Origin of the sequence: Tepidimonas fonticaldi (assembly GCF_007556755.1) — a bacterium.
In the GTDB taxonomy this organism is placed as follows: Bacteria; Pseudomonadota; Gammaproteobacteria; order Burkholderiales; family Burkholderiaceae_C; genus Tepidimonas; species Tepidimonas fonticaldi.
Map to the genome: position 1 here is coordinate 20,476 of NZ_VJOO01000005.1, position 18,411 is coordinate 38,886.

17 protein-coding genes are annotated in these 18,411 nt (G+C 72.2%); 16 read left to right on the forward strand and 1 reads right to left on the reverse strand.

The annotated features are described in order from the left end of the window. Positions 1-4 precede the first annotated feature (4 nt). Genes Tfont_RS04060 through cobJ form a run of 3 tightly spaced genes read left to right on the forward strand, consistent with a single transcriptional unit; the run spans position 5 to position 2,108 of the window. On the forward strand, positions 5-634 hold the full coding sequence (locus Tfont_RS04060) for a precorrin-8X methylmutase (RefSeq protein WP_221934262.1): 630 nt from the start codon (positions 5-7) through the stop codon (positions 632-634). Continuing rightward, positions 634-1,374 (forward strand): precorrin-2 C(20)-methyltransferase, encoded by a 741-nt coding sequence (gene cobI, locus Tfont_RS04065; protein WP_143968490.1) that lies wholly within the window; start codon positions 634-636, stop codon positions 1,372-1,374. Before Tfont_RS04060 ends, cobI begins: the two co-directional genes overlap by 1 nt. Then, positions 1,371-2,108: a precorrin-3B C(17)-methyltransferase gene (cobJ, locus tag Tfont_RS04070; protein WP_143968491.1), complete on the forward strand. Its 738-nt coding sequence runs from the start codon at positions 1,371-1,373 to the stop codon at positions 2,106-2,108. The genes cobI and cobJ overlap by 4 nt, the downstream gene beginning before the upstream one ends. Positions 2,109-2,149: 41 nt before the next feature. Here cobJ and Tfont_RS04075 read toward each other — a convergent pair whose 3' ends face one another. Continuing rightward, positions 2,150-2,935: a cobalt-precorrin-6A reductase gene (locus Tfont_RS04075; RefSeq protein ID WP_143968492.1), complete on the reverse strand. Its 786-nt coding sequence runs from the start codon at positions 2,933-2,935 to the stop codon at positions 2,150-2,152. Here Tfont_RS04075 and cbiE point away from each other — a divergent pair. The 13 genes from cbiE (at position 2,934) to Tfont_RS04140 (ending at position 18,395) form a co-directional block, all read left to right on the forward strand. Beyond that, positions 2,934-4,151: a precorrin-6y C5,15-methyltransferase (decarboxylating) subunit CbiE gene (cbiE, locus tag Tfont_RS04080; RefSeq protein WP_143968493.1), complete on the forward strand. Its 1,218-nt coding sequence runs from the start codon at positions 2,934-2,936 to the stop codon at positions 4,149-4,151. The genes Tfont_RS04075 and cbiE overlap by 2 nt on opposite strands. Next, positions 4,148-4,921 carry a precorrin-4 C(11)-methyltransferase gene (gene cobM, locus Tfont_RS04085; protein ID WP_143968494.1) on the forward strand — a complete coding sequence of 258 codons (774 nt, stop codon included), beginning with the start codon at positions 4,148-4,150 and terminating at the stop codon, positions 4,919-4,921. The genes cbiE and cobM overlap by 4 nt, the downstream gene beginning before the upstream one ends. Continuing rightward, positions 4,918-5,727: a precorrin-6A synthase (deacetylating) gene (gene cobF / locus Tfont_RS04090; protein ID WP_143968495.1), complete on the forward strand. Its 810-nt coding sequence runs from the start codon at positions 4,918-4,920 to the stop codon at positions 5,725-5,727. The genes cobM and cobF overlap by 4 nt, the downstream gene beginning before the upstream one ends. Before the next feature lie 27 nt (positions 5,728-5,754). Then, positions 5,755-6,324: a cob(I)yrinic acid a,c-diamide adenosyltransferase gene (gene cobO / locus Tfont_RS04095; RefSeq protein WP_143968496.1), complete on the forward strand. Its 570-nt coding sequence runs from the start codon at positions 5,755-5,757 to the stop codon at positions 6,322-6,324. A 23-nt stretch (positions 6,325-6,347) separates the two neighbouring features. Beyond that, complete coding sequence (cobW, locus tag Tfont_RS04100) at positions 6,348-7,415, forward strand: cobalamin biosynthesis protein CobW (RefSeq protein WP_143968497.1); 1,068 nt, start codon at positions 6,348-6,350, stop codon at positions 7,413-7,415. A gap of 15 nt (positions 7,416-7,430) precedes the next feature. Then, positions 7,431-11,183: a cobaltochelatase subunit CobN gene (gene cobN, locus Tfont_RS04105; protein ID WP_143968498.1), complete on the forward strand. Its 3,753-nt coding sequence runs from the start codon at positions 7,431-7,433 to the stop codon at positions 11,181-11,183. Positions 11,184-11,188: 5 nt separating this feature from the next. Beyond that, positions 11,189-12,325 carry an ATP-binding protein gene (locus Tfont_RS04110; RefSeq protein ID WP_143968572.1) on the forward strand — a complete coding sequence of 379 codons (1,137 nt, stop codon included), beginning with the start codon at positions 11,189-11,191 and terminating at the stop codon, positions 12,323-12,325. Positions 12,326-12,342: 17 nt separating this feature from the next. Beyond that, complete coding sequence (locus Tfont_RS04115; RefSeq protein WP_143968499.1) at positions 12,343-12,987, forward strand: vWA domain-containing protein; 645 nt, start codon at positions 12,343-12,345, stop codon at positions 12,985-12,987. An 8-nt stretch (positions 12,988-12,995) separates the two neighbouring features. Continuing rightward, positions 12,996-13,712: a 5,6-dimethylbenzimidazole synthase gene (gene bluB, locus Tfont_RS04120; protein WP_143968500.1), complete on the forward strand. Its 717-nt coding sequence runs from the start codon at positions 12,996-12,998 to the stop codon at positions 13,710-13,712. A gap of 89 nt (positions 13,713-13,801) precedes the next feature. Beyond that, positions 13,802-14,833, forward strand: a complete 1,032-nt coding sequence (bioB, locus tag Tfont_RS04125; RefSeq protein WP_143968501.1) for a biotin synthase BioB — start codon at positions 13,802-13,804, stop codon at positions 14,831-14,833. 15 nt (positions 14,834-14,848) lie between these two features. Next, positions 14,849-15,832, forward strand: a complete 984-nt coding sequence (cbiB, locus tag Tfont_RS04130) for an adenosylcobinamide-phosphate synthase CbiB (RefSeq protein WP_143968502.1) — start codon at positions 14,849-14,851, stop codon at positions 15,830-15,832. After that, a complete protein-coding gene (locus Tfont_RS04135) occupies positions 15,829-16,929 on the forward strand; it encodes an aminotransferase class I/II-fold pyridoxal phosphate-dependent enzyme (protein WP_143968503.1) in 1,101 nt (366 codons plus the stop codon). Before cbiB ends, Tfont_RS04135 begins: the two co-directional genes overlap by 4 nt. Further along, a complete protein-coding gene (locus tag Tfont_RS04140) occupies positions 16,926-18,395 on the forward strand; it encodes a cobyric acid synthase (RefSeq protein ID WP_143968504.1) in 1,470 nt (489 codons plus the stop codon). The genes Tfont_RS04135 and Tfont_RS04140 overlap by 4 nt, the downstream gene beginning before the upstream one ends. The last annotated feature ends 16 nt before the right edge of the window (positions 18,396-18,411 follow it).

Below are 18,411 nucleotides of genomic sequence, written 5' to 3' on the forward strand. Positions count from 1 at the left end.
GGTGTTGGACGATTACGAGCGCGACGGTGCGGCGATCTACCGCCGCTCGTTTGCCATCATCCGTGCCGAGGCCGACCTGGGGCGCTTCGATGCCCAGCAAGAGCCCGTGGTGGTGCGCATGATCCACGCCTGCGGCCTGGTGGAGCTGGCCAGGGACGTGGCTTTCACGCCCGATCTGGTGCCGGCGGCGCGCGCCGCGCTGCGCTGCGGTGCGCCGATTCTGTGCGACGCGCAGATGGTGGCCTCCGGCATCACGCGCCGGCGTCTGCCCGCCGACAACCTGGTGCTGTGCACGCTGCACGACCCGCAGGTCGGTGCCCTGGCGCAGCGGCTGGGCACCACGCTCAGCGCAGCGGCGCTGGAGCTGTGGCGGCCCCATCTGGCTGGCGCGGTGGTGGCGATTGGCAATGCGCCGACGGCCTTGTTCCGCCTGCTGGAAATGCTGCGCGAGCCCGCCTGCCCGCGCCCAGCGGCCATTTTGGGCTGTCCGGTGGGGTTCGTCGGGGCGGCGGAGTCCAAAGCGGCGTTGATGGCGCAGCCGCCCGCGCCGGCGCTGACGGTGCACGGGCGGCTGGGCGGCTCGGCCATCGTGGCGGCAGCGCTCAACGCACTGGCCAGCGAGGAGGAGCGTTGATGGGACGAATCGTCGGCGTCGGTTTGGGGCCGGGCGACCCGCATTTGGTGACGGTGCGCGCCCAGCGTTGGCTCGCCCAGGCGCGTCAGGTGGCCTACTTTCGCAAGCGTGGCCGCCCCGGCCGTGCGCGACGCATCGCGCAAGCCTGGCTCGCGCCGCAGGTGGTGGAGCACGCGATGGAGTATCCCGTCACCACCGAGCTGCCGTTTGACAGCCCGGCCTACATCGATTTGCTGGCCCGGTTTTATGACCAATGGGTCGAGCGACTGGAAGCGTTGGCCGCGCAGGACGACGTCGTGGTGCTGTGCGAGGGCGATCCGTTTTTCTACGGCTCGTTCATGCATTTGTATGAAAGATTGCGCCGCCGTGGCCGCGTGCCGGTGGAGGTGGTGCCGGGGTTGCCGGGCATGGTCGGTTGCTGGTCGGCCTGCGGCCAGCCGATGGCCTGGGGTGATGACGTGTTGACCGTTTTGATGGGCACGCTGCCCGAGGATGAGTTGGCGCGGCGCATGCAGCAGGCCGATGCGTTGGTGGTGATGAAAGTGGGCCGCCACCTCGGGCGGGTGCGGCGGGCGCTTCAGCGAGCCGACTTGCTGGCGCGGGCATGGCTGGTGCAGGAAGGCACCATGGAGGCGCAGCAGGTGCAGCCGCTGGCCAGCGTGGATGAGCGGGCGCCTTGCCCGTATTTCGCCCTGGTGCTGGTGCCGGGGCAGGGCCGCCGGCCGGAGATTGAAGGATGAGCGGCGGCTGGCTGTGTGTGGCCGGTCTGGGGCCGGGGGATGCGGCGCTGGTCACGCCCCAAGTGCAGCAGGCGCAGGAGCAGGCCACCGACGTGCTGGGCTACGGCCCTTACTTGGCGCGCGTGCCGCGGCGGGCGGATCAAGCCCATCACGCCAGCGACAACCGCGAGGAACTCGAGCGCGCGCGTCACGGGCTGCGGCTGGCGCAGGCGGGGCGGCGGGTGGTGATCGTCTCCTCCGGCGACCCGGGGGTGTTTGCCATGGCCGCCGCGGTGTTCGAGGCCATGGAGGCCGAGCCGGCTTGGCAGCAGCTGGACGTGCGCGTGCTGCCCGGGGTGACGGCGATGCTGGCGGCGGCGGCTCGCCTGGGCGCGCCGCTGGGCCACGACTTTTGCGCCATCAACCTGAGCGATAACCTCAAGCCGTGGGCAGTGATCGAGCGCCGGCTCGCGCTGGCGGCGCAGGCCGACCTGGTGCTGGCGCTCTACAACCCGCGCTCGCGCAGCCGGCCTGAAGGCTTTGCCCGCGCGCTGGCGGTGCTGCGCCAGCACTGCGAGCCCCAGCGCTGGGTGGGGTTGGCGCGCGCGGTCTTCACGCCGCAGGAATCGGTGCAGCACCTGCCGCTGGCGCAGGTGCAGCCGGACATGGCCGACATGCGCACGCTGGTCATCGTCGGTAGCCGCGCCACGCGCACGGTGGGGCGCTACCTCTACACCCCGCGGAGGGCCGATTGATGCAGCGGGGCAGGGGATGTCGGGGGCTGCATCGGCGCGGCTCAAACCGGTGGAGTGTCTGCGCGTGGGGCGGCCCTTGGGGTGTCGAAGTCCTCGTGCGCGGGCAGCCCGAGCCACCGCAGCGCCTCGGCGATGGTTTCGGCGATGGGCCGCGGCGGCAGCGCCGGGCGCTCGATCAGCAGCACCGGCAGGCCCAGGGCGCGGGCGGCCAGCAGCTTGGCCTGCCCACCCTCGCCGCCGGAGTTTTTGGCCACGACCCACTCGATGCAGTGGGTGCGCAGCAGCGCCAGGTCGCCCTGCAGCGTGTAGGGGCCGCGCTGCACCACCACCGCGCCGCGCTGCGGCGGCACCTCAAGCCCCGGCTCGACGATGCGCAGCAGATACCAATGCGGCGTGCGCCGCAAAAACGGCTGCACGTGCTGGCGCCCGATGGCCAGAAAGACCCGGCTTGGCGTGGCCGGCAGCGCGTGCAAGGCGGCGTCGAGGTCGGGCACGCGGTGCCAGCGGTCGCAGGGGCCGGGGCGCCACGGCGGGCGCTGCAGCGCCAGCAGCGGCACGCCGGCCTGCGCACAGGCTTCAATGGCGTGGCGGCTCATCTGCGCGGCAAAGGGGTGCGTGGCGTCGATCACGTGCGTGATGCGCTGCTCGCGCAAATAGGCGGCCAGCCCCTCGGGGCCGCCGAAGCCGCCCACGCGGGTTGGCAGCGGCTGCGCGATCGGCTGCGCGGTGCGCCCGGCGTAGGAAAACGTCGCAGGCACGCCAGCGCGGGCCAGCGCCTGCGCCAGGCGCGAGGCTTCGGTGGTGCCGCCAAGCAGGAGGACGTGCATGGCTGAAGCGTGGTTGTCGATCATCGGCATCGGCGAAGACGGTCTGCAGGGTTGCAGCGAGTCTAGCCGCCGATTGCTGGCGCAAGCGCGGCGCGTCTTTGGCGGGCCGCGCCATCTGGCGCTGGCCGGCATCGAGCCGGAGCGCGCCGAGCCGTGGCCGGTGCCGTTTGACATCGCCCCGCTGCTGGCTTGGCGCGGCCAGCCGGTGGTGGCGCTGGTCTCGGGCGATCCGTTTTGGTTTGGCGCCGGCAGCGTGCTGGCGCGCGCGTTGCCGCGCCACGAGTGGCAGGCCGTGCCGGCACCCTCGACGTTCACCCTGGCCGCCAGCGCTTTGGGCTGGCCGTTGGAGGAGGTGCGCTGCCTGGGGCTGCACGCGCAGCCGCTGCGCACGCTGTGGCCGCACTTGGGGCGGGGGCGGCGCCTGCTGTGCCTGCTGCGCGACGAGGCGGCGTTGCAGGCAGCGGTGGTGCTGCTGCGCGAAGAAGGCTTTGGCGCCAGCACCGCCTGGGCATTGCAACGGCTGGGCGGGCCGCGGCAGCGCATCGAGCGTTTCTCGATCCGGGACGGCGCGCCAGCTGGCCTGCAAGCGCCGCTGGCGCTGGCGCTGGACTTGCACGATGGCCCGGAAGGCTTGCCCGCCTGCGTCGGTTTGCCCGATGCGCTGTTCGAGCACGACGGCCAGCTCACCAAAGCGCCGATGCGGGCGTTGACGCTGCAGGCGCTGGCGCCGCGCCCTGGGCAGCGGTTGTGGGACTTGGGTGCCGGCAGCGGCTCAATCAGCATCGAGTGGTGCCTGGCTGGCGGTGTGGCCGAGGCGGTGGAGCGCGACGCGGTGCGTGCCGAGCGCGTGCAGCGCAACGCCGAGCGCTTCGGCCTAACCCCACGCCTGCGCGTCTGGTCGAGCGACGCCTTGGCGACGCTGGCGCAACTGCCCGAGCCGCAGGCGGTGTTCATCGGTGGCGGCATGGATGCGGCGCTGTGGCAGGCGCTGCGGCTGCGGCTGCCGGCGGGCTGCCGGGTCGTCGTCAACGCGGTGACCACCGCCACCCAAGCCTTGTTGGCGCAGCTGCACGAGCGCCACGGCGGCCAGCTGCGGCAGATCGCGCTGGCGGAGGCGCAGCCGCTCGGGCCGCAGCAGGGCTTCGTGCCGTGGCGGCCGCAGTGGCAATGGGTGTGGCAGGCGCCGTCCGTCGAAGTTGGAGGGAATGCGACATGACCGTGCATTTCATCGGCGCGGGGCCCGGCGCTCCCGACCTGCTGACGCTGCGCGCGCGCGACTTGATCGCCCGCTGCCCAGTGTGCCTGTATGCCGGCTCGTTGGTGCCGCCGCAGGTGCTGGCGCACTGCCCGCCGCAGGCGCGCGTGATCGACACCGCGCCGCTGTCGCTGGAGCAGATCCTGGACGAAATCCGCGCCGCCCACGCCCGCGGGCAGGACGTGGCTCGGTTGCACTCGGGCGACTTGTCGGTGTGGTCGGCGATGGCAGAGCAGTTGCGCGCGCTGCGGGCCGAAGGCATTCCGTACACGATCACGCCTGGAGTGCCGTCCTTTGCTGCCGCGGCGGCGGCCTTGGGCTGCGAGTTGACCTTGCCCGGCGGCAGCCAAACGGTCGTGCTGACCCGCGCCCACGGGCGCGCCACCCCGGTGCCAGATGGCGAGCGTTTGGAGGTCTTGGCCGCCACCGGGGCCACGCTGGCGATCCACCTGAGCATCCACGTGCTGGAGCCAGTGGTGCAGACACTGCTGCCGCACTACGGCGGCGACTGCCCGGCAGCAGTGGTCTGGCGCGCCAGTTGGCCGGATGAGCGGATCGTGCGCGCGCCGCTGGGCGAGCTGGTGCAGGCCGCGCAGGGTGGGCTGGAGCGCACCGCGCTGATCCTGGTCGGGCGCAATCTGGCCCAAGACGGCTTTGGCCGCAGCCGCCTGTATGCGCCGGATTACGAGCGCCGCTATCGCCGGGCCACGTCCGCGGAGGATGCTGCATGAGTCCGCGCTGGCGGTTGAGCCTCATTGGCATGGGCATGGGTAGCCCTGCGCACCTGACGCTCCAGGGCGAGCAGGCGCTGCGCCGCGTCGATCTGTTGTTGCTGCCGGACAAAGGCGAAGATAAGGCCGAGCTGGCCGCGGCGCGGCTGCGCCTGCTGCAGACGGTGCGCCCCGACTTCGACGCCGAGGCGGGTGGCGGTCCGCGCGTGGCGCGCTACGCCGTGCCCTCGCGTGAAGGCGCCGATGCCGCCGACACACCGCGCTATCTCGACGCTGTGCGGCGCTGGCACGACGCACTGGCCCGAGCCTGGACGCAAGCGCTGCGTGAGCACCTGCCTCAAGGCGGACAAGCAGGTGTGCTGATCTGGGGCGATCCGGCCTTATTCGACAGCTCGATGCGCATCGCCCAGCGTGTGGCGCGCGAGCTGCCGCTTGAATGGGAGGTGGTGCCCGGCATCAGCGCCCTGCAGGCGCTTGCCGCCGCGCATGCCGTGCCGCTCAATGAGCTGGCTAGCCCGGTGTTGATCACTTCAGGACGGTGGCTGCGCCAGCACGGCTGCCCTGCGGACGTGCCGGCGCTGGCCGTCATGCTTGATGGCGGCACGGCGTTTGAGGCGTTGCCCGACCCGCACGCCTGGCACATCTGGTGGGGCGCTTACCTCGGGCTGCCGCAGCAGACCTTGGACAGCGGCCCGCTGGCGCAAGCCGGCCCGCGCATCGCGCGCGCCCGCGCGGCCTTGCGGCAGGCACACGGCTGGATTCTGGACATCTACCTGCTTAAGCGCTGCGGCGTCGATGACTGCTGACCTCCGCAACCTTGGGAGCTTGAACCGATGGAATTGCTCACCCCCCCGCTGCAGCGCAGCACCCCCAAGCCGCAAGGCCCGCGCCGCGGCCTCATCATCGTGCACACCGGTCATGGCAAAGGCAAAAGCACCGCGGCCTTTGGCCTGGCGCTGCGCGCGCACGGACGCGGCAAGGCCGTCAAGATCTTCCAATTCATGAAAGTGCCCAGCGCCCGCTTTGGCGAGCACCGCGTCTTCGAGCAGCTCGGCATTCCGATCGAAGGGCTGGGGGATGGCTTTAGCTGGAAAAGCCGTGACCTGGAGCACTCCGCCGAGCTGGCGCGCCAAGGCTGGGCGCGCGCCGAGGCGGTGATCCGCGCTGGAGAGCACTTCATGGTGGTGCTCGACGAAATCATGTACCCGCTGCGCTACGGCTGGATCCCGCTGCAGGGGGTGCTGGACGTGCTGCGCCAGCGCCCGCCCGCGACGACGGTGGTGCTGACCGGCCGCCACGCGCCGCAGGAGCTCATCGACCTGGCCGACACCGTCACCGAAATGGTTAAGCACAAGCACCACTTTGACGCCGGCGTGCCGGCGCAGCGCGGCATCGAGGACTGAAACGCTTGGGAGGACGACACGTCATGAACCTCAACAAAATCCCCGCCACCATCGTTACCGGCTTTCTTGGCGCTGGCAAAACCACGCTGCTGCGCCACCTTTTGACCCAGGCGCAGGGGCGGCGCATCGCCGTCATCGTCAACGAGTTTGGCGAGCTCGGCATCGACGGCGAATTGCTCAAAGGCTGCGGCATTGGCTGTGATGAGACCGGCGCGGACAACGGTCAGGTCATCGAGCTGGCCAACGGCTGCCTGTGCTGCACGGTGCAAGAAGAGTTTGCCCCGGTGATGGAGCAACTGGCCCAGCGCCGCGGCCAGATCGACCACCTGGTCATCGAGACCTCCGGCCTGGCGCTGCCCAAGCCGCTGGTGCAGGCGTTTCAGTGGCCTACCATCCGGCATGCTTTCACCGTCGATGCGGTCGTCACCGTGGTGGATGCGCCGGCGGTGGCCGAAGGCCGCTTTGCGCACGACCCGCAAGCCGTCGATGCCCAGCGCCGCGCCGACCCCGAACTTGACCACGATACGCCGCTGGCCGAGCTCTTCGAGGATCAGCTGGCCACCGCCGACTTGGTCGTGCTCAACAAAGCCGATCAGCTCGATGCCGATGCGCTGCAGCGCGTGCGAGCGCGGGTGGCGGCGTGCGCGCCGGTGGCGGTGCAGACCGTGGTGGCGCGGCACGGCCAGGTGCCGCCCGAGGTGCTGCTGGGCTTGGGCCGCGCGGTGGAGGAGGTGATCGAGGGCCGCCGCACCCACCACGACGACGAGGACGACGATCACGACCACGACGCCTTTCAATCGGTGGCGTTGGCGCTGGACGTGCGCGACCGGCAGCACCTGCTGCAAACGCTTTCAACCCTGGTGGCGCGCCACGGCCTGCTGCGCATCAAGGGTTTCGTGGCGCTGCCACAGGCGGCGCTGCGGCTGGTGGTGCAAGGCGTGGGTCCGCGGCTGGACAGCCACTTCGACCGCCCTTGGCGCACGGACGAGCCGCGCCGCAGCGTCTTGGTTTGCATCGGGCAAGGGCTGGACGAGGCGGCGCTGCGCGCCGATCTGCGTCAAGCCAGGTTGCTGGCGGCGTGCGCCGCGTAAGCTGGAGTCAGACGCATGCACCTGTTGGCCACCCGCGCCGGCGGTTTTCTCGACGACACCAGCGGCGCGGTCGTGCGGCTGGCGCAGACCCCCGCGCCAGTGGTAGTGCTCAGCGCCGCCGACACCACGCTGACGCTGCTGGCGGCGGCGCTGCCGCCGGACTACCCCGAAGTGCGGCTGGCCAACCTGATGGCGCTGCGCCAGCCGGCGACGGTGGATTTCTATATCGAGGACGTCCTGCAGCACGCGCGCGCCGTGGTCATCGACCACTTGGGGGGTTACCACGACTGGGCTTACCTGGTGGAGCGCTGCGCGGCGCTGGCGCGTCAACGCGGGCAATGGCTGGCGGTGTTTTCCGGCGACGGGCAAGACGACCCGCAACTGCTGGCGCAGGGCACCGCCGACTGGGACGACGCGCGCACGCTGTGGCGCGCGCTGCGCTACGGCGGGGCCGCCAACGCCGCGCGCTTTTGGGCGCTGATCGGGCAGCGCGCCCTTGGCTTGAATCAGCCCTGCACGCCGCCGCAGCCGCTGCCGCCGATCGTGGAGCACTGGGTTGTGGACGTGCCGCCGGTGGCGCCCGACGCGCCGCAGGCGCTGCTGCTCTTTTACCGCGCCCACGTGCAAGCCGGCAACACTGAGCCGTTCGATGCCATGCTGCGGGCGTTGCATGCGCGGGGGCTGCGCGCGCGCGCTTGGGGCGTGGACAGCCTGAAAAACCCCCAGGTGCGCCAGCGCCTGCACGACTTGGCGCAGGCCGGCGGCGTGGACGTGGTCCTCAACGCCACGGCGTTTGCCCTCGGGTTGGAAGATGGCCAGACGCTGGCGGGCGATGCTGTGGTGCTGCAGCTCGTCACCGCGGGCGTGACGCGACAGCAATGGGAGGACGACCCGCACGGTCTGCCGCCGCGCGACATGGCCATGCAAGTGGTGCTGCCGGAGCTTGACGGGCGCATCGCCACACGCGCCATCAGCTTCAAAGCGGTGCAGCGCCACGACCCCCGCACGCAAATCGACCTGATTCGCTACGCTGCCGACCCCGAGGCGATCGACTGGGTCGCCGAGCTCGCCGGGCGCTGGTGCCGGCTGCGCCGCCGGGCGCGCGCTCAAGTGCGCTTGGCCGTGGTGCTGACCGACTACCCGAGCGACGACGCCCGCATCGGCATGGCGCTGGGGCTGGATGGGCCGGCCTCGGTGGTGCGTCTGCTGCAGGCGTTGCATCACGACGGCTACGACCTGGGCGACGGCCCCGCGCTGCCGCGCGACGGCGAGGAGCTGATGCGCTGGCTGCGCAGCGGCGTCACGCACGCCTTCGACGACAACGCCGTGCGCCCGGCCTGGCAGAGCCTGGCGCTGGCCGACTACGAGCGCATGCTGGCGGGCTGGCCGGCGGCGCTGGTGCAGGCGCTGCGGCAGCATTGGGGAGTGCCCGAGCACGATCCGATGGCGCGCGCGGGCCGGCTGATGATCCCCGGCATCCGGCTGGGCCAAGTGTTCATCGGCCTGCAGCCGCCGCGCGACCCGCGGCAACGTCGCGCCGCCTACCACGACGCCGAGCAGGCGCCGCCGCACGCCTATGTGGCGTTCTACCTCTGGCTGCGCGAGGTTTGGCAGGCGGATGCCATCGTGCAAGTCGGCACGCACGGCAACCTGGAATGGCTGCCGGGCAAAAGCGTGGCCTTGGGCCCGCTGTGCTGGCCGCAGCGCTTGTTGGGGCCGCTGCCGCACCTCTACCTTTACATCGTCAACGATCCGGGCGAAGGCGTGCAGGCCAAGCGGCGCACACAGGCGGTGATCATCGACCACCTGATGCCGCCGCTGGCCGACGCGCAAGACAGCGGCACGCTGCGCCCGCTGGAGCGCCTGGTGGAGGAGTATTACGACGCGCTGACGCTGGATCCCCCCCGTGCGCGTCGGCTGCGCCACGCGATCGTGGAAGAAACCTTGCGGCTGGGCGTGCACGAGGAGCTGGGCCTGCAAGGCGATCCGCAGGATGCGGCGGTGCTGACGCAGTGGCTGCAACGTCTGGACGCCTACCTCTGCGAAATCAAGGAAAGCCAACTTCGCGCCGGCTTGCACGTTTGGGGCACGTCGCCCCAGGGGGTGGCGCGCGCGCAAACCCTGCTGGCCCTGCTGCGCCAGCCGCGCGGCAGCCGCCCGCAGGACGACAGCCTGCTGCGCACCATGGCGCAGGACTTTGGTCTGGACGGCTTCGACCCGCTGCAAGCCGACCCCGCCGAGCCCTGGCGCGGGCCGCGCCCGCCGCTGCTACAGGGCATCGACCCTAACGGGCCGTGGCGTCACGCTGGTCACACGCGCCAGCGGTTGCAGCAGTTGGCCTTGGCGTGGCTGCAAGATCCGGCGCTGGCCGAGCGCCAAGCTGGCCCGCGCGCCCAGCAGGTCTTGAAAGCGGCGTGGCAGGAGCTGGCGCCGCGCCTGGATGCTTGCGGGCCCAACGAGACCACGCAGCTGCTGCGTGGACTGCGCGGCCGGTTTGTGCCGCCGGGGCCCAGCGGAGCGCCGTCGCGCGGGCGCGTCGATGCGCTGCCCACCGGGCGCAATTTTTATGCTGCCGATCCGCGCAGCCTGCCGACCCCGGCGGCCTGGGACAGCGGCCAGCGCATCGCCGCGCGCTTGATTGAGCGTTACGCCCAGGATCACGGCGTCTTTCCCAGCGCGATCGGCCTGTCGCTGTGGGGCACCACCACCTTGCGCACCGGCGGCGAGGATGTGGCCACCGCGCTGGCCTTGCTGGGGGCGCGGCCGCGCTGGGCCGACGGCAGCGGCCGCGTGGTCGAAGTGGAGGTGCTGCCGGCGTCGTTGCGGCCCTATCCGCGCGTGGATGTGACGCTGCGGGTCTCTGGCTTGTTCCGCGACGCCTTTGCCCATTTGATCGATTTGCTCGACACCGCCGTGCAAGCGGTGGCTGCGATCCCGCCCGAGGACGAGCCCGACGAGCTCAACCCCGTGCGCGTGCGCGTGCAGCGCGAGGCGCAAGCGCTGCGCGCGCAAGGGCTGGATGCCGCGCAAGCGCAGCGCCAGGCCAGTTGGCGCTTGTTCGGTCCGCGCCCGGGCTCGTATGGCGCCGGCATCGGCGAGCTGGCGCAGACCGATGCCGCGCTCGACCAGGACGCGCTGGTGCGCGCTTATCTCGGCAGCGGCGGCTACGCCTACGGTCGCGGAGCGCATGGGGTGGCGGCGCCGGCGGCGTGGACGCAGCGGCTGGCGCAGATTGAGCTGGCGGCGCAAATCCAGGATCACCGTGAACACGATGCGCTGGATATCGATGGCTTTGTCGAATACCTTGGCGGCATGGCCGCCGCCGCGCAAGCCCTGCGTGGACAGGCGCTCGCGGTCTATCACGCCGACAGCAGCACGACGGCGGTGCGGGTGCGCCCGTTGCGGGAAGAGCTGGCGCGCATCGTGCGCGCGCGTGTCACGCACCCGCGCTGGCTGCAGGCCATGCAGGCGCATGGCTACGCCGGCGCGGCCGAAATGGCCGCCACGCTGGAGCATCTGCTCGGTTGGGTGGCGCTGGGCCAAGGGGTGGCGCCGCACCAGCTCGATCTGGTTGCCGAAACGCTGGTGTTCGACGAGGCCAACCAGCGCTTCTTGCGTCAGTACAACCTGCCGGCGTTGCGCCGCATGGCGCAGCGCTTGGGGCAGGCCATCGAACAAGGGCTTTGGACGCCCTCGGCAGCGCAGCAAGAGCGCCTGCAGCAACTGCAGCTGGAGTTGGAGGAGCGATGGGAACAACCGCCAACGTGACGGCCATGGAAACCCATTCGACCACGGTTCCGTCACCCAACCCTTCTCTGGAGATGCCGCGCTATCCTTTTGCGGCGCTGGTGGGCGTGCCGGATGTGCAGCTGGCGCTGCTGCTGGTGGCCATCGACCCCACAATCGGCGGCGTGCTGATCCGCGGCCCGCGCGGCACGGCCAAATCGACCGCGGCGCGCGCGCTGGCCGACTTGCTGCCTGGCGCCCCGTTCGTGCAGTTGCCGCTGGGGGCCACGCTGGAGCAGCTTGTTGGCACCTTGGAGCTGCAAGACGCGCTGCGCGACGGGCGTATCACCTGGCGGCCCGGGCTGCTGGCGCGCGCGCACGGCGGGGTGCTTTACGTGGATGAGGTGAACCTTTTGCCCGATGCGCTGGCCGATGTGCTGCTGGACGCCGCCGCCAGCGGCGTGCACACCGTGGAGCGCGACGGCATCTCGCAGCGCCACGCCGCGCGCTTTGCGCTGATCGGCACGATGAACCCGGAGGAGGGGGAGCTGCGCCCGCAGCTGCTGGATCGCTTTGGCCTTTGCGTCGAACTGAGCAACCCAAGCGCGGCGGCCGCGCGCGCCGCCATCGTGCGCGCGCGGCTGGCCTTCGAGGCCGACCCGGCGGCGTTTGTCGTCCGCTACCAAGCGCAACAGCAGGCGCTGCAGCAGCGCTTGCAGCGCGCGCGGCAGGCGCTGGGGGCGCTGGCTTGGTCGGAGGAAATCATCGCGCAAGCCTGCGCGCTGGCGCTGCAATGCGGCGCGGATGGCTTGCGCGGCGACTTGACGCTGCTGAAGGCAGCGCGCGCGCATGCGGCCTGGCACGGCAAGACCGCCATTGAGCTGGCCGATCTGCAGGCGGTGGCCCCGTGGGCGCTGGCGCACCGGCGCGGCGGCCTGGCGGCGGCCAGCGCTCAGGATACAAGCAGCGCGATCACGCCACCGTGGCCGTCGGCGCCGCCGCAGCGCACATCTGCCGCGCCGTCCGATGGATCTGGGCCGCAAGTCGGCCACCCGCAAGGCCAGAGCCCCCCACGCCATGCCGCGGCGGGTGACGCTGACTGGGGCGTCTTGCCACCGCAGCCGGTCGGCATCGCGCCGCCGCTGGGCCAGGCGCCGGGAGGCTGGCCTGTCCCAAAGCCCTAGGCCCCGCCGGCGCGCGCATGCCGCCCGTCGCGCCGGGGCTGTTGTGGACGGACCATGCCCAGGCGTCTGACCGGCGCGATGGTGCCGCGCGAGTGAGGTTGGATTGGCTCGCCACCCTGGCGCGCAAGGGGCCCCGTCCGCTGCGGGCCGCCGACTTGGTCTGGCGCGCCGTAGCGCCCGAGCCGGCGTGCCTGCACGTCATCGTGCTGGATGCTTCCGGGTCGATGCTGCGCCGTGGGCGTCTGGCACGCGCCAAGGCGGTGGCGCTGGCGCTGCTGCAGCGCGCCGCGCGCTGCGGCCAGCATGTGGCGCTGCTGCTGGCTGTCGGGCAGGGCGTGCAGATGCTGCAGCCGCCCGCGCCAGCGCGGCGCGCCTTGGGGGTGGCCGTGCGCGCGGTGGGAGGAGGCGGCGGCACCCCGCTGGCGGCGGCTCTGCAGCGCGCCGAGACGCTGGCGCTGGCGTGGGCGCGGCGCACAGGCGGGCGCGCGCGGCAGGTGCTGTGGCTGATTACCGACGGGCGGGTGCGGCAGGCGCCGCCGCGCCCGGCTTTGGAGGTCTGTGTGGTGGTGGACGCCGACGACGATCGCCCCGCGCTTGGCCAGGCTCGCCAGTGGGCGCAGCGTTGGCAAGCCCACCACGTGGCGTTGAACGATTGGAACTGAAACGTGCCATGTCTGCGCTCTCATCCCATGCGCAACCCGAGGTTGCCGAACACGCCTTTGACCCCGCTTCGCGCGCGGCGATCTATCGCGCCATGGAACTGCGGCGCGACATGCGCCACTTTGCCGGCGGTCGCGTGGAGCCCGACGTGCTGGTGCGGCTGCTGCGCGCGGCGCACTGGGCGCCCAGCGTCGGCTTCATGCAACCGTGGCGCTGGATCCGCATCACGCAACCGGAGCAACGTCAACGCTTGCACGATCTGGTGCAGCAGGAGCGGGCACGCACCGCCGAGGCGCTTGGCGAGCGCGGGGAGGCGTTTGCGCGCCTGAAGGTGGAAGGCATTCTGGAGGCCGCCGAGCTTTGGGCCGTGGTGCTGATGCCTGAACGTGAGCGACATGTCTTTGGCCGGCGCACCTTGCCGGAGATGGACGTGGCCTCCGTGGCTTGCGCCATCCAGAATTTGTGGCTTGCTGCGCGCGCCGAGGGGTTGGGCATGGGCTGGGTCTCGATCTTCGACCCGCAGCAGGTGGCCGATCTGCTGGGTTGTCCGCCAGGGTCGCGTCCGCTGGCGCTGCTGTGCCTGGGCCCGGTGCAGTTGTTCTATGATGAGTCGATGCTGCAGCGCGAGCGCTGGGCTCAGCGCCTGCCGCTGCGCGAGGTGGTGTTTGAAAACCGCTGGGCGCAGCCCAGCACGTTACCGCTGCGCGACGATGCGCCCGCCGCATGAGGGCGGGACGGCGCAGCGGTTCAGGATCGCCGCCACGTTGAGCGGATGGGCTCAGGGTCGTTGGCGTTGGCATGAAGGAGTTTTGAGGCATGATTGAGGTACCACGGGCTGTATCCCCTGAAGCTTGTGAATCGACTTTCAGCCCTGCGCGCGCGGCCGCAGCGCCGCTGCCAGCGCGCTGGACACCGCAGGCTGTGCTGGCGCTGTTGGAGCTGCCGCTGCCGGAGCTGCTGTTTCAGGCGCAGCAGGTGCACCGCCAGCACCACGATCCGGCTGAAATCGAGCTGGCCACGCTGCTGTCGGTCAAAACCGGCGGCTGCCCGGAAGACTGCGCCTACTGCCCGCAATCGGTGCACCATGAGACCGGCGTGAAGGCCACCAAGCTGATGTCGCCCGAGGACGTGCGGGCCGCCGTGCGTGCGGCCCGGCAGGCCGGGTCGCAGCGTTTCTGCATGGGGGCGGCGTGGCGCGCGCCGACTGACCGCGATCTGGACAAGGTCGCCGAGCTGGTGCGCGTCGTTAAGGAAGAAGGCCTGGAGGCGTGCTGCACGCTGGGCATGCTCACCGCCGAGCAGGCCCAGACGTTGGGGAAGGCGGGCCTGGACTACTACAACCACAACCTCGACACGGCGCCGGAGTTCTACGGCGCCATCATCCACACGCGTGAGTACGAGGATCGCCTGCGCACGCTGCAGCACGTGCGCGAAGCCGGCATCCGCGTCTGCTGCGGTGGCATCGTCGGCATGGGGGAGTCGCGGCTGCAGCGTGCCGGTTTGATCGCGCAGTTGGCCAACCTCGACCCCTACCCGGAGTCGGTGCCCATCAACCATCTGGTCAAGGTGGCCGGCACGCCGCTGGCGGACCAGCCCGACCTCGACCCGCTGGAGTTCGTTCGCACGGTGGCCGTGGCGCGCATCACGATGCCGCGGGCCAAGGTGCGGCTGTCGGCCGGCCGGCGCGACATGGACGAATCGACGCAGGTGCTGTGCTTCCTGGCCGGGGCCAACTCGATCTTCTACGGCGACAAGCTGCTGGTCACCGGCAATCCCGACGTGGAGGCCGACCGCGCGCTGCTGGCGCGGCTGGGCCTGCACACGCGAGCAGTGCCGGTGACAGGTTGAGAGGCACTCCCGGCGATGGAGCAGGCAGCGCTCGCATGGCCGCCGGCGGGCGCGCTGGCGTTGGCGGTTGCGGTCGCCCTGGCGTGGGACGCGCGCTTCGGCGAGCCGCCGGCGCGGCTGCACCCGGTCGTTGCCATGGGCTGGGTGCTGGAGAGGCTGGGGCGACGCGTGGCGCCGATGCCGGGCGCGCCGGTGCCGCCGGCGCGCGTGTTTGCCGCCGGGATGCTGGCGTGGACGCTCGGGGCTGCTGGGGTGGTGGCGCTGGCGTGGGTGCCGCAGGCGTTGCTGAGCCATGCGCCGTGGTGGGTGCAGGGGCTGGCGCTTGGGCTGCTGCTCAAGCCGCTGCTGGCCTGGCGCATGCTGCGCGAGGAGGTGGCCGCGGTCGAAGCGGCGCTGGCGCGGGGGCTCCAGCCCGGTCGCACGCAGGTGGCGCGGCTGGTCAGCCGTGACGTGCAGGCGCTGGACGAGGCCGGCGTGCGGCAGGCGGCGCTGTCCACCCTGGCGGAAAACGTCAACGACTCGGTGGTGGCGCCGCTGTTCTGGTTCGCGCTCGCGGGCCTGCCCGGCGCGGCGCTGTACCGCTGGGCCAACACCGCCGATGCGATGTGGGGATACCGCGGCGTGCGCGGCGGGCGCGACTGGACCTTTGCCGGGCGCTGGGCCGCGCGGGCCGACGATGCGCTGTCGTGGCTGCCGGCACGGCTGACCGCTGTGCTGCTGCTGGCCGCCTCCGGCCGAAGCGTGCCGTGGCGCGCGCTGCGCGCGCAGGCGCGGCGCACGCCGTCGCCCAACGGCGGCTGGCCGATGGGGGCGCTGGCGCTGCGGCTGGGGGTGCGGCTCACCAAGCCCGGGGTGTATGCACTCAACGAAGCCGGGCGGCTGCCGCAGCCTGCGGACACCGCGCGTGCCTTGGCATGGTGCGACCGCGCGGTGGCCGGGTGGGGCGCGCTGCTGGTGGCGGGTCTGGCGGGCGTGGCGATGCTCGGGAGGCCGTCATGAAAGAGCGGCTGGAACACTTGGCCGCCGAAGCCGGCGTGACCGAACCGGCTCCGGGGACGACGCAGTCGCCTGCGGGGTCGCCGCCGCGCACGCACGGCGGCCCCGACGCCGACGGTGTGCCGCCGTGGGACTTTTCCACCAATGCCAATGCCTGCGGGCCGTGCCCGCAGGCCTGGGCGCGCGTGCAGGCGGCGGCGCGGCGTCACTACCCTGACCCCGCGTACGCGGAGCTGCGCCGTCGGCTGGCCGATTGGCACGGCGTGGCGCCGCACCGAGTGCTGCTGGCCGCCAGCGGCAGCGAGTGGATCCTGCGCTTCGCCGCCTGGTGCGCGCGGCGTGGGTACGGTCCCCTCTGGTGGCCGGTGCCCGGCTACGGCGACTACGCGCACGCCGCCCGGGTCTGGGGTCTGGCGCACGCGTCTGGCCCGGCGCTGGCGTGCGCCGGCTGGCTGTGCGACCCCGGCAGCCCGCTCGGCCAGCCGGAGGATGCCGCCGCGGCCCAGGCCCTGCTGGCCGCCGGGGCGCCGGTGACGCTGGACCTGGCCTACGCACCGCTGCGGCTGCAGGGCGAGCCGGCGCTGACCGAGCGGCAGCGCGCGCGCTGCTGGCAGCTTTACAGCCCCAACAAGGCGCTGGGCCTGACCGGCGTGCGCGCGGCCTACGTGATCGCGCCGGAGGACGCCGGGCCGGGCGAGCTCGCCGAGCTGCAGGCGCTGGCGCCGTCGTGGCCGATCGGGGCGGACGGCGTGGCGCTGCTGGCCGCCTGGATCGAGCCTTCGACGCAGCGCTGGTTGCAGGCGACCCTGGGGACGCTGGCGCAGTGGAAGGCGGCGCTCGTGCAGACGCTGCAGGCGCGCGGCTGGGAAGTCGCTGCAAGTGTCACGCCCTTCGCCTGCGCCCGCCCGCCGCAGCCGCTCGACGCGGCGGCGCTGCGCGCGCGCGGCGTCAAGCTGCGCGATGCGGCGTCGTTCGGCCTGCCGGGCTGGTGGCGCCTGTCGGCACAGCCGCCGCAGGCGCTGCAGGCGCTCGCGGAAGCGCTGGACGCGCCTGCGCTGGCGGGCGCCCCCGCAGCAGCCCGGCGGAGGGCGCCGCGATGACCGCGCGCTGCCTGATGGTCTGGGGCACCAGCAGCGGCGCCGGCAAGAGCTGGCTTGCCACTGCGCTGTGCCGCTGGTATGCGCGCCAGGGTCTGCGCGTGGCGCCGTTCAAGGCGCAGAACATGAGCAACAACGCGCGCGTCGTCGCCACACCCGAGGGTGGGGAGGGCGAGATCGGCGCCGCGCAGTATTTCCAGGCACTGGCCGCCGGCGTCGAGCCCGACGTGCGGATGAACCCGCTGCTGCTCAAGCCCGAGGCCGACACGCGCAGCCAGGTGGTGCTTCTGGGTCGCGTCGATGCCGAGCTGACCGCCCTGCGGTGGCGCGAGCGCTCCCCGCGCGTCTGGCCGGTGGTGCGGCAGGCGCTGGACGAGTTGCGTGCGGAGCACGACCTGATCGTGATGGAGGGTGCCGGCTCCCCGGCGGAGATCAACCTGCAGGACACCGACATCGTCAACCTCGCGCCGGTGCGCCACGCGCAGGCGCGCGCGCTGCTGATCGCCGACATCGACCGCGGCGGGGCGTTCGCGCACCTCTACGGCACCTGGGCGCTGCTGCCGGCGGACCTGCGCGACGCGCTGCGCGGCTTCGTGCTGAACAAGTTCCGCGGCGACGCGGCGCTGCTGGCCCCGGCGCCGCAGCGCTTGCAGGCGCTCACCGGCGTGCCCACCGTGGCCACGTTGCCGCTGCGCTGGGGCCACGGCCTGCCGGAGGAAGACGGCGTGTTCGACGACCGCGCGACGCGGGGGGGCGGGCCGGTGCGTAGCACGGTGGCGGTGGTGGCCTACCCGCGCATCAGCAACCTGGACGAATTCCAGCCGCTGAAGAACGCCGCCGGCGTGCGGCTGGTGTGGGCGCGCACCCCAGCCGATTGCGCCGGGGCGGACTGGATCATCCTGCCCGGCTCCAAGGCGACGGCGGCGGACTTGGCCTGGCTGCGCGCGCAGGGGCTGGATGCCGCGATCGCCGCGCACGCCGCGCGCGGCGGGGCGGTGCTGGGCATCTGCGGGGGGCTGCAGATGCTGGGCGAGGCGCTCGTGGACCCGCATGGTGTCGATGGCAACGCGCCGGGCCTTGGGCTGCTGCCGCTGGTGACGGAATTCGAGCGCGCCAAGACCGTGCGCCGCACCACGGCGACCTTCGGGGCCGTGCCCGCGGGGGCCTGGGCGGCACTGGCGGGCGTGACGGTGCGCGGCTACGAAATCCACCACGGCCGCACCGTGCCGCATCCGGCGCTGGTGGCGCGCGGGGAGATCGCGCACGAGGTGCTGCCGGGGCTGGCGTGGTGCAACGCCGCCGGCAACGTGCTGGGCCTGTACCTGCACGGCCTGTTCGAGGACGAGGCCGCGCTGCGCGCGCTGCTCGGCGCGCGCGCCCGGCCGCTGGCCGACGTGTTCGACGACCTCGCCGGCCTGGTCGAGGCGCACTTCGCCCCCGGCGTGCTGGCCGCGCTGGCCGGCCCATGACGGCCCACCCCATTCC

Excerpts from the sequence above, each read along its gene's own strand:
- cobI (WP_143968490.1), top strand. The coding sequence starts at position 634 with ATGGGACGAATCGTCGGCGTCGGTTTGGGGCCGGGCGACCCGCATTTG.
- cobJ (WP_143968491.1), top strand. The coding sequence starts at position 1,371 with ATGAGCGGCGGCTGGCTGTGTGTGGCCGGTCTGGGGCCGGGGGATGCG.
- cbiE (WP_143968493.1), top strand. The coding sequence starts at position 2,934 with ATGGCTGAAGCGTGGTTGTCGATCATCGGCATCGGCGAAGACGGTCTG.
- Tfont_RS04075 (WP_143968492.1), bottom strand. The coding sequence starts at position 2,935 with ATGCACGTCCTCCTGCTTGGCGGCACCACCGAAGCCTCGCGCCTGGCG.
- cobM (WP_143968494.1), top strand. The coding sequence starts at position 4,148 with ATGACCGTGCATTTCATCGGCGCGGGGCCCGGCGCTCCCGACCTGCTG.
- cobF (WP_143968495.1), top strand. The coding sequence starts at position 4,918 with ATGAGTCCGCGCTGGCGGTTGAGCCTCATTGGCATGGGCATGGGTAGC.
- cobO (WP_143968496.1), top strand. The coding sequence starts at position 5,755 with ATGGAATTGCTCACCCCCCCGCTGCAGCGCAGCACCCCCAAGCCGCAA.
- cobW (WP_143968497.1), top strand. The coding sequence starts at position 6,348 with ATGAACCTCAACAAAATCCCCGCCACCATCGTTACCGGCTTTCTTGGC.
- cobN (WP_143968498.1), top strand. The coding sequence starts at position 7,431 with ATGCACCTGTTGGCCACCCGCGCCGGCGGTTTTCTCGACGACACCAGC.
- Tfont_RS04110 (WP_143968572.1), top strand. The coding sequence starts at position 11,189 with ATGGAAACCCATTCGACCACGGTTCCGTCACCCAACCCTTCTCTGGAG.
- Tfont_RS04115 (WP_143968499.1), top strand. The coding sequence starts at position 12,343 with ATGCCGCCCGTCGCGCCGGGGCTGTTGTGGACGGACCATGCCCAGGCG.
- bluB (WP_143968500.1), top strand. The coding sequence starts at position 12,996 with ATGTCTGCGCTCTCATCCCATGCGCAACCCGAGGTTGCCGAACACGCC.
- bioB (WP_143968501.1), top strand. The coding sequence starts at position 13,802 with ATGATTGAGGTACCACGGGCTGTATCCCCTGAAGCTTGTGAATCGACT.
- cbiB (WP_143968502.1), top strand. The coding sequence starts at position 14,849 with ATGGAGCAGGCAGCGCTCGCATGGCCGCCGGCGGGCGCGCTGGCGTTG.
- Tfont_RS04135 (WP_143968503.1), top strand. The coding sequence starts at position 15,829 with ATGAAAGAGCGGCTGGAACACTTGGCCGCCGAAGCCGGCGTGACCGAA.
- Tfont_RS04140 (WP_143968504.1), top strand. The coding sequence starts at position 16,926 with ATGACCGCGCGCTGCCTGATGGTCTGGGGCACCAGCAGCGGCGCCGGC.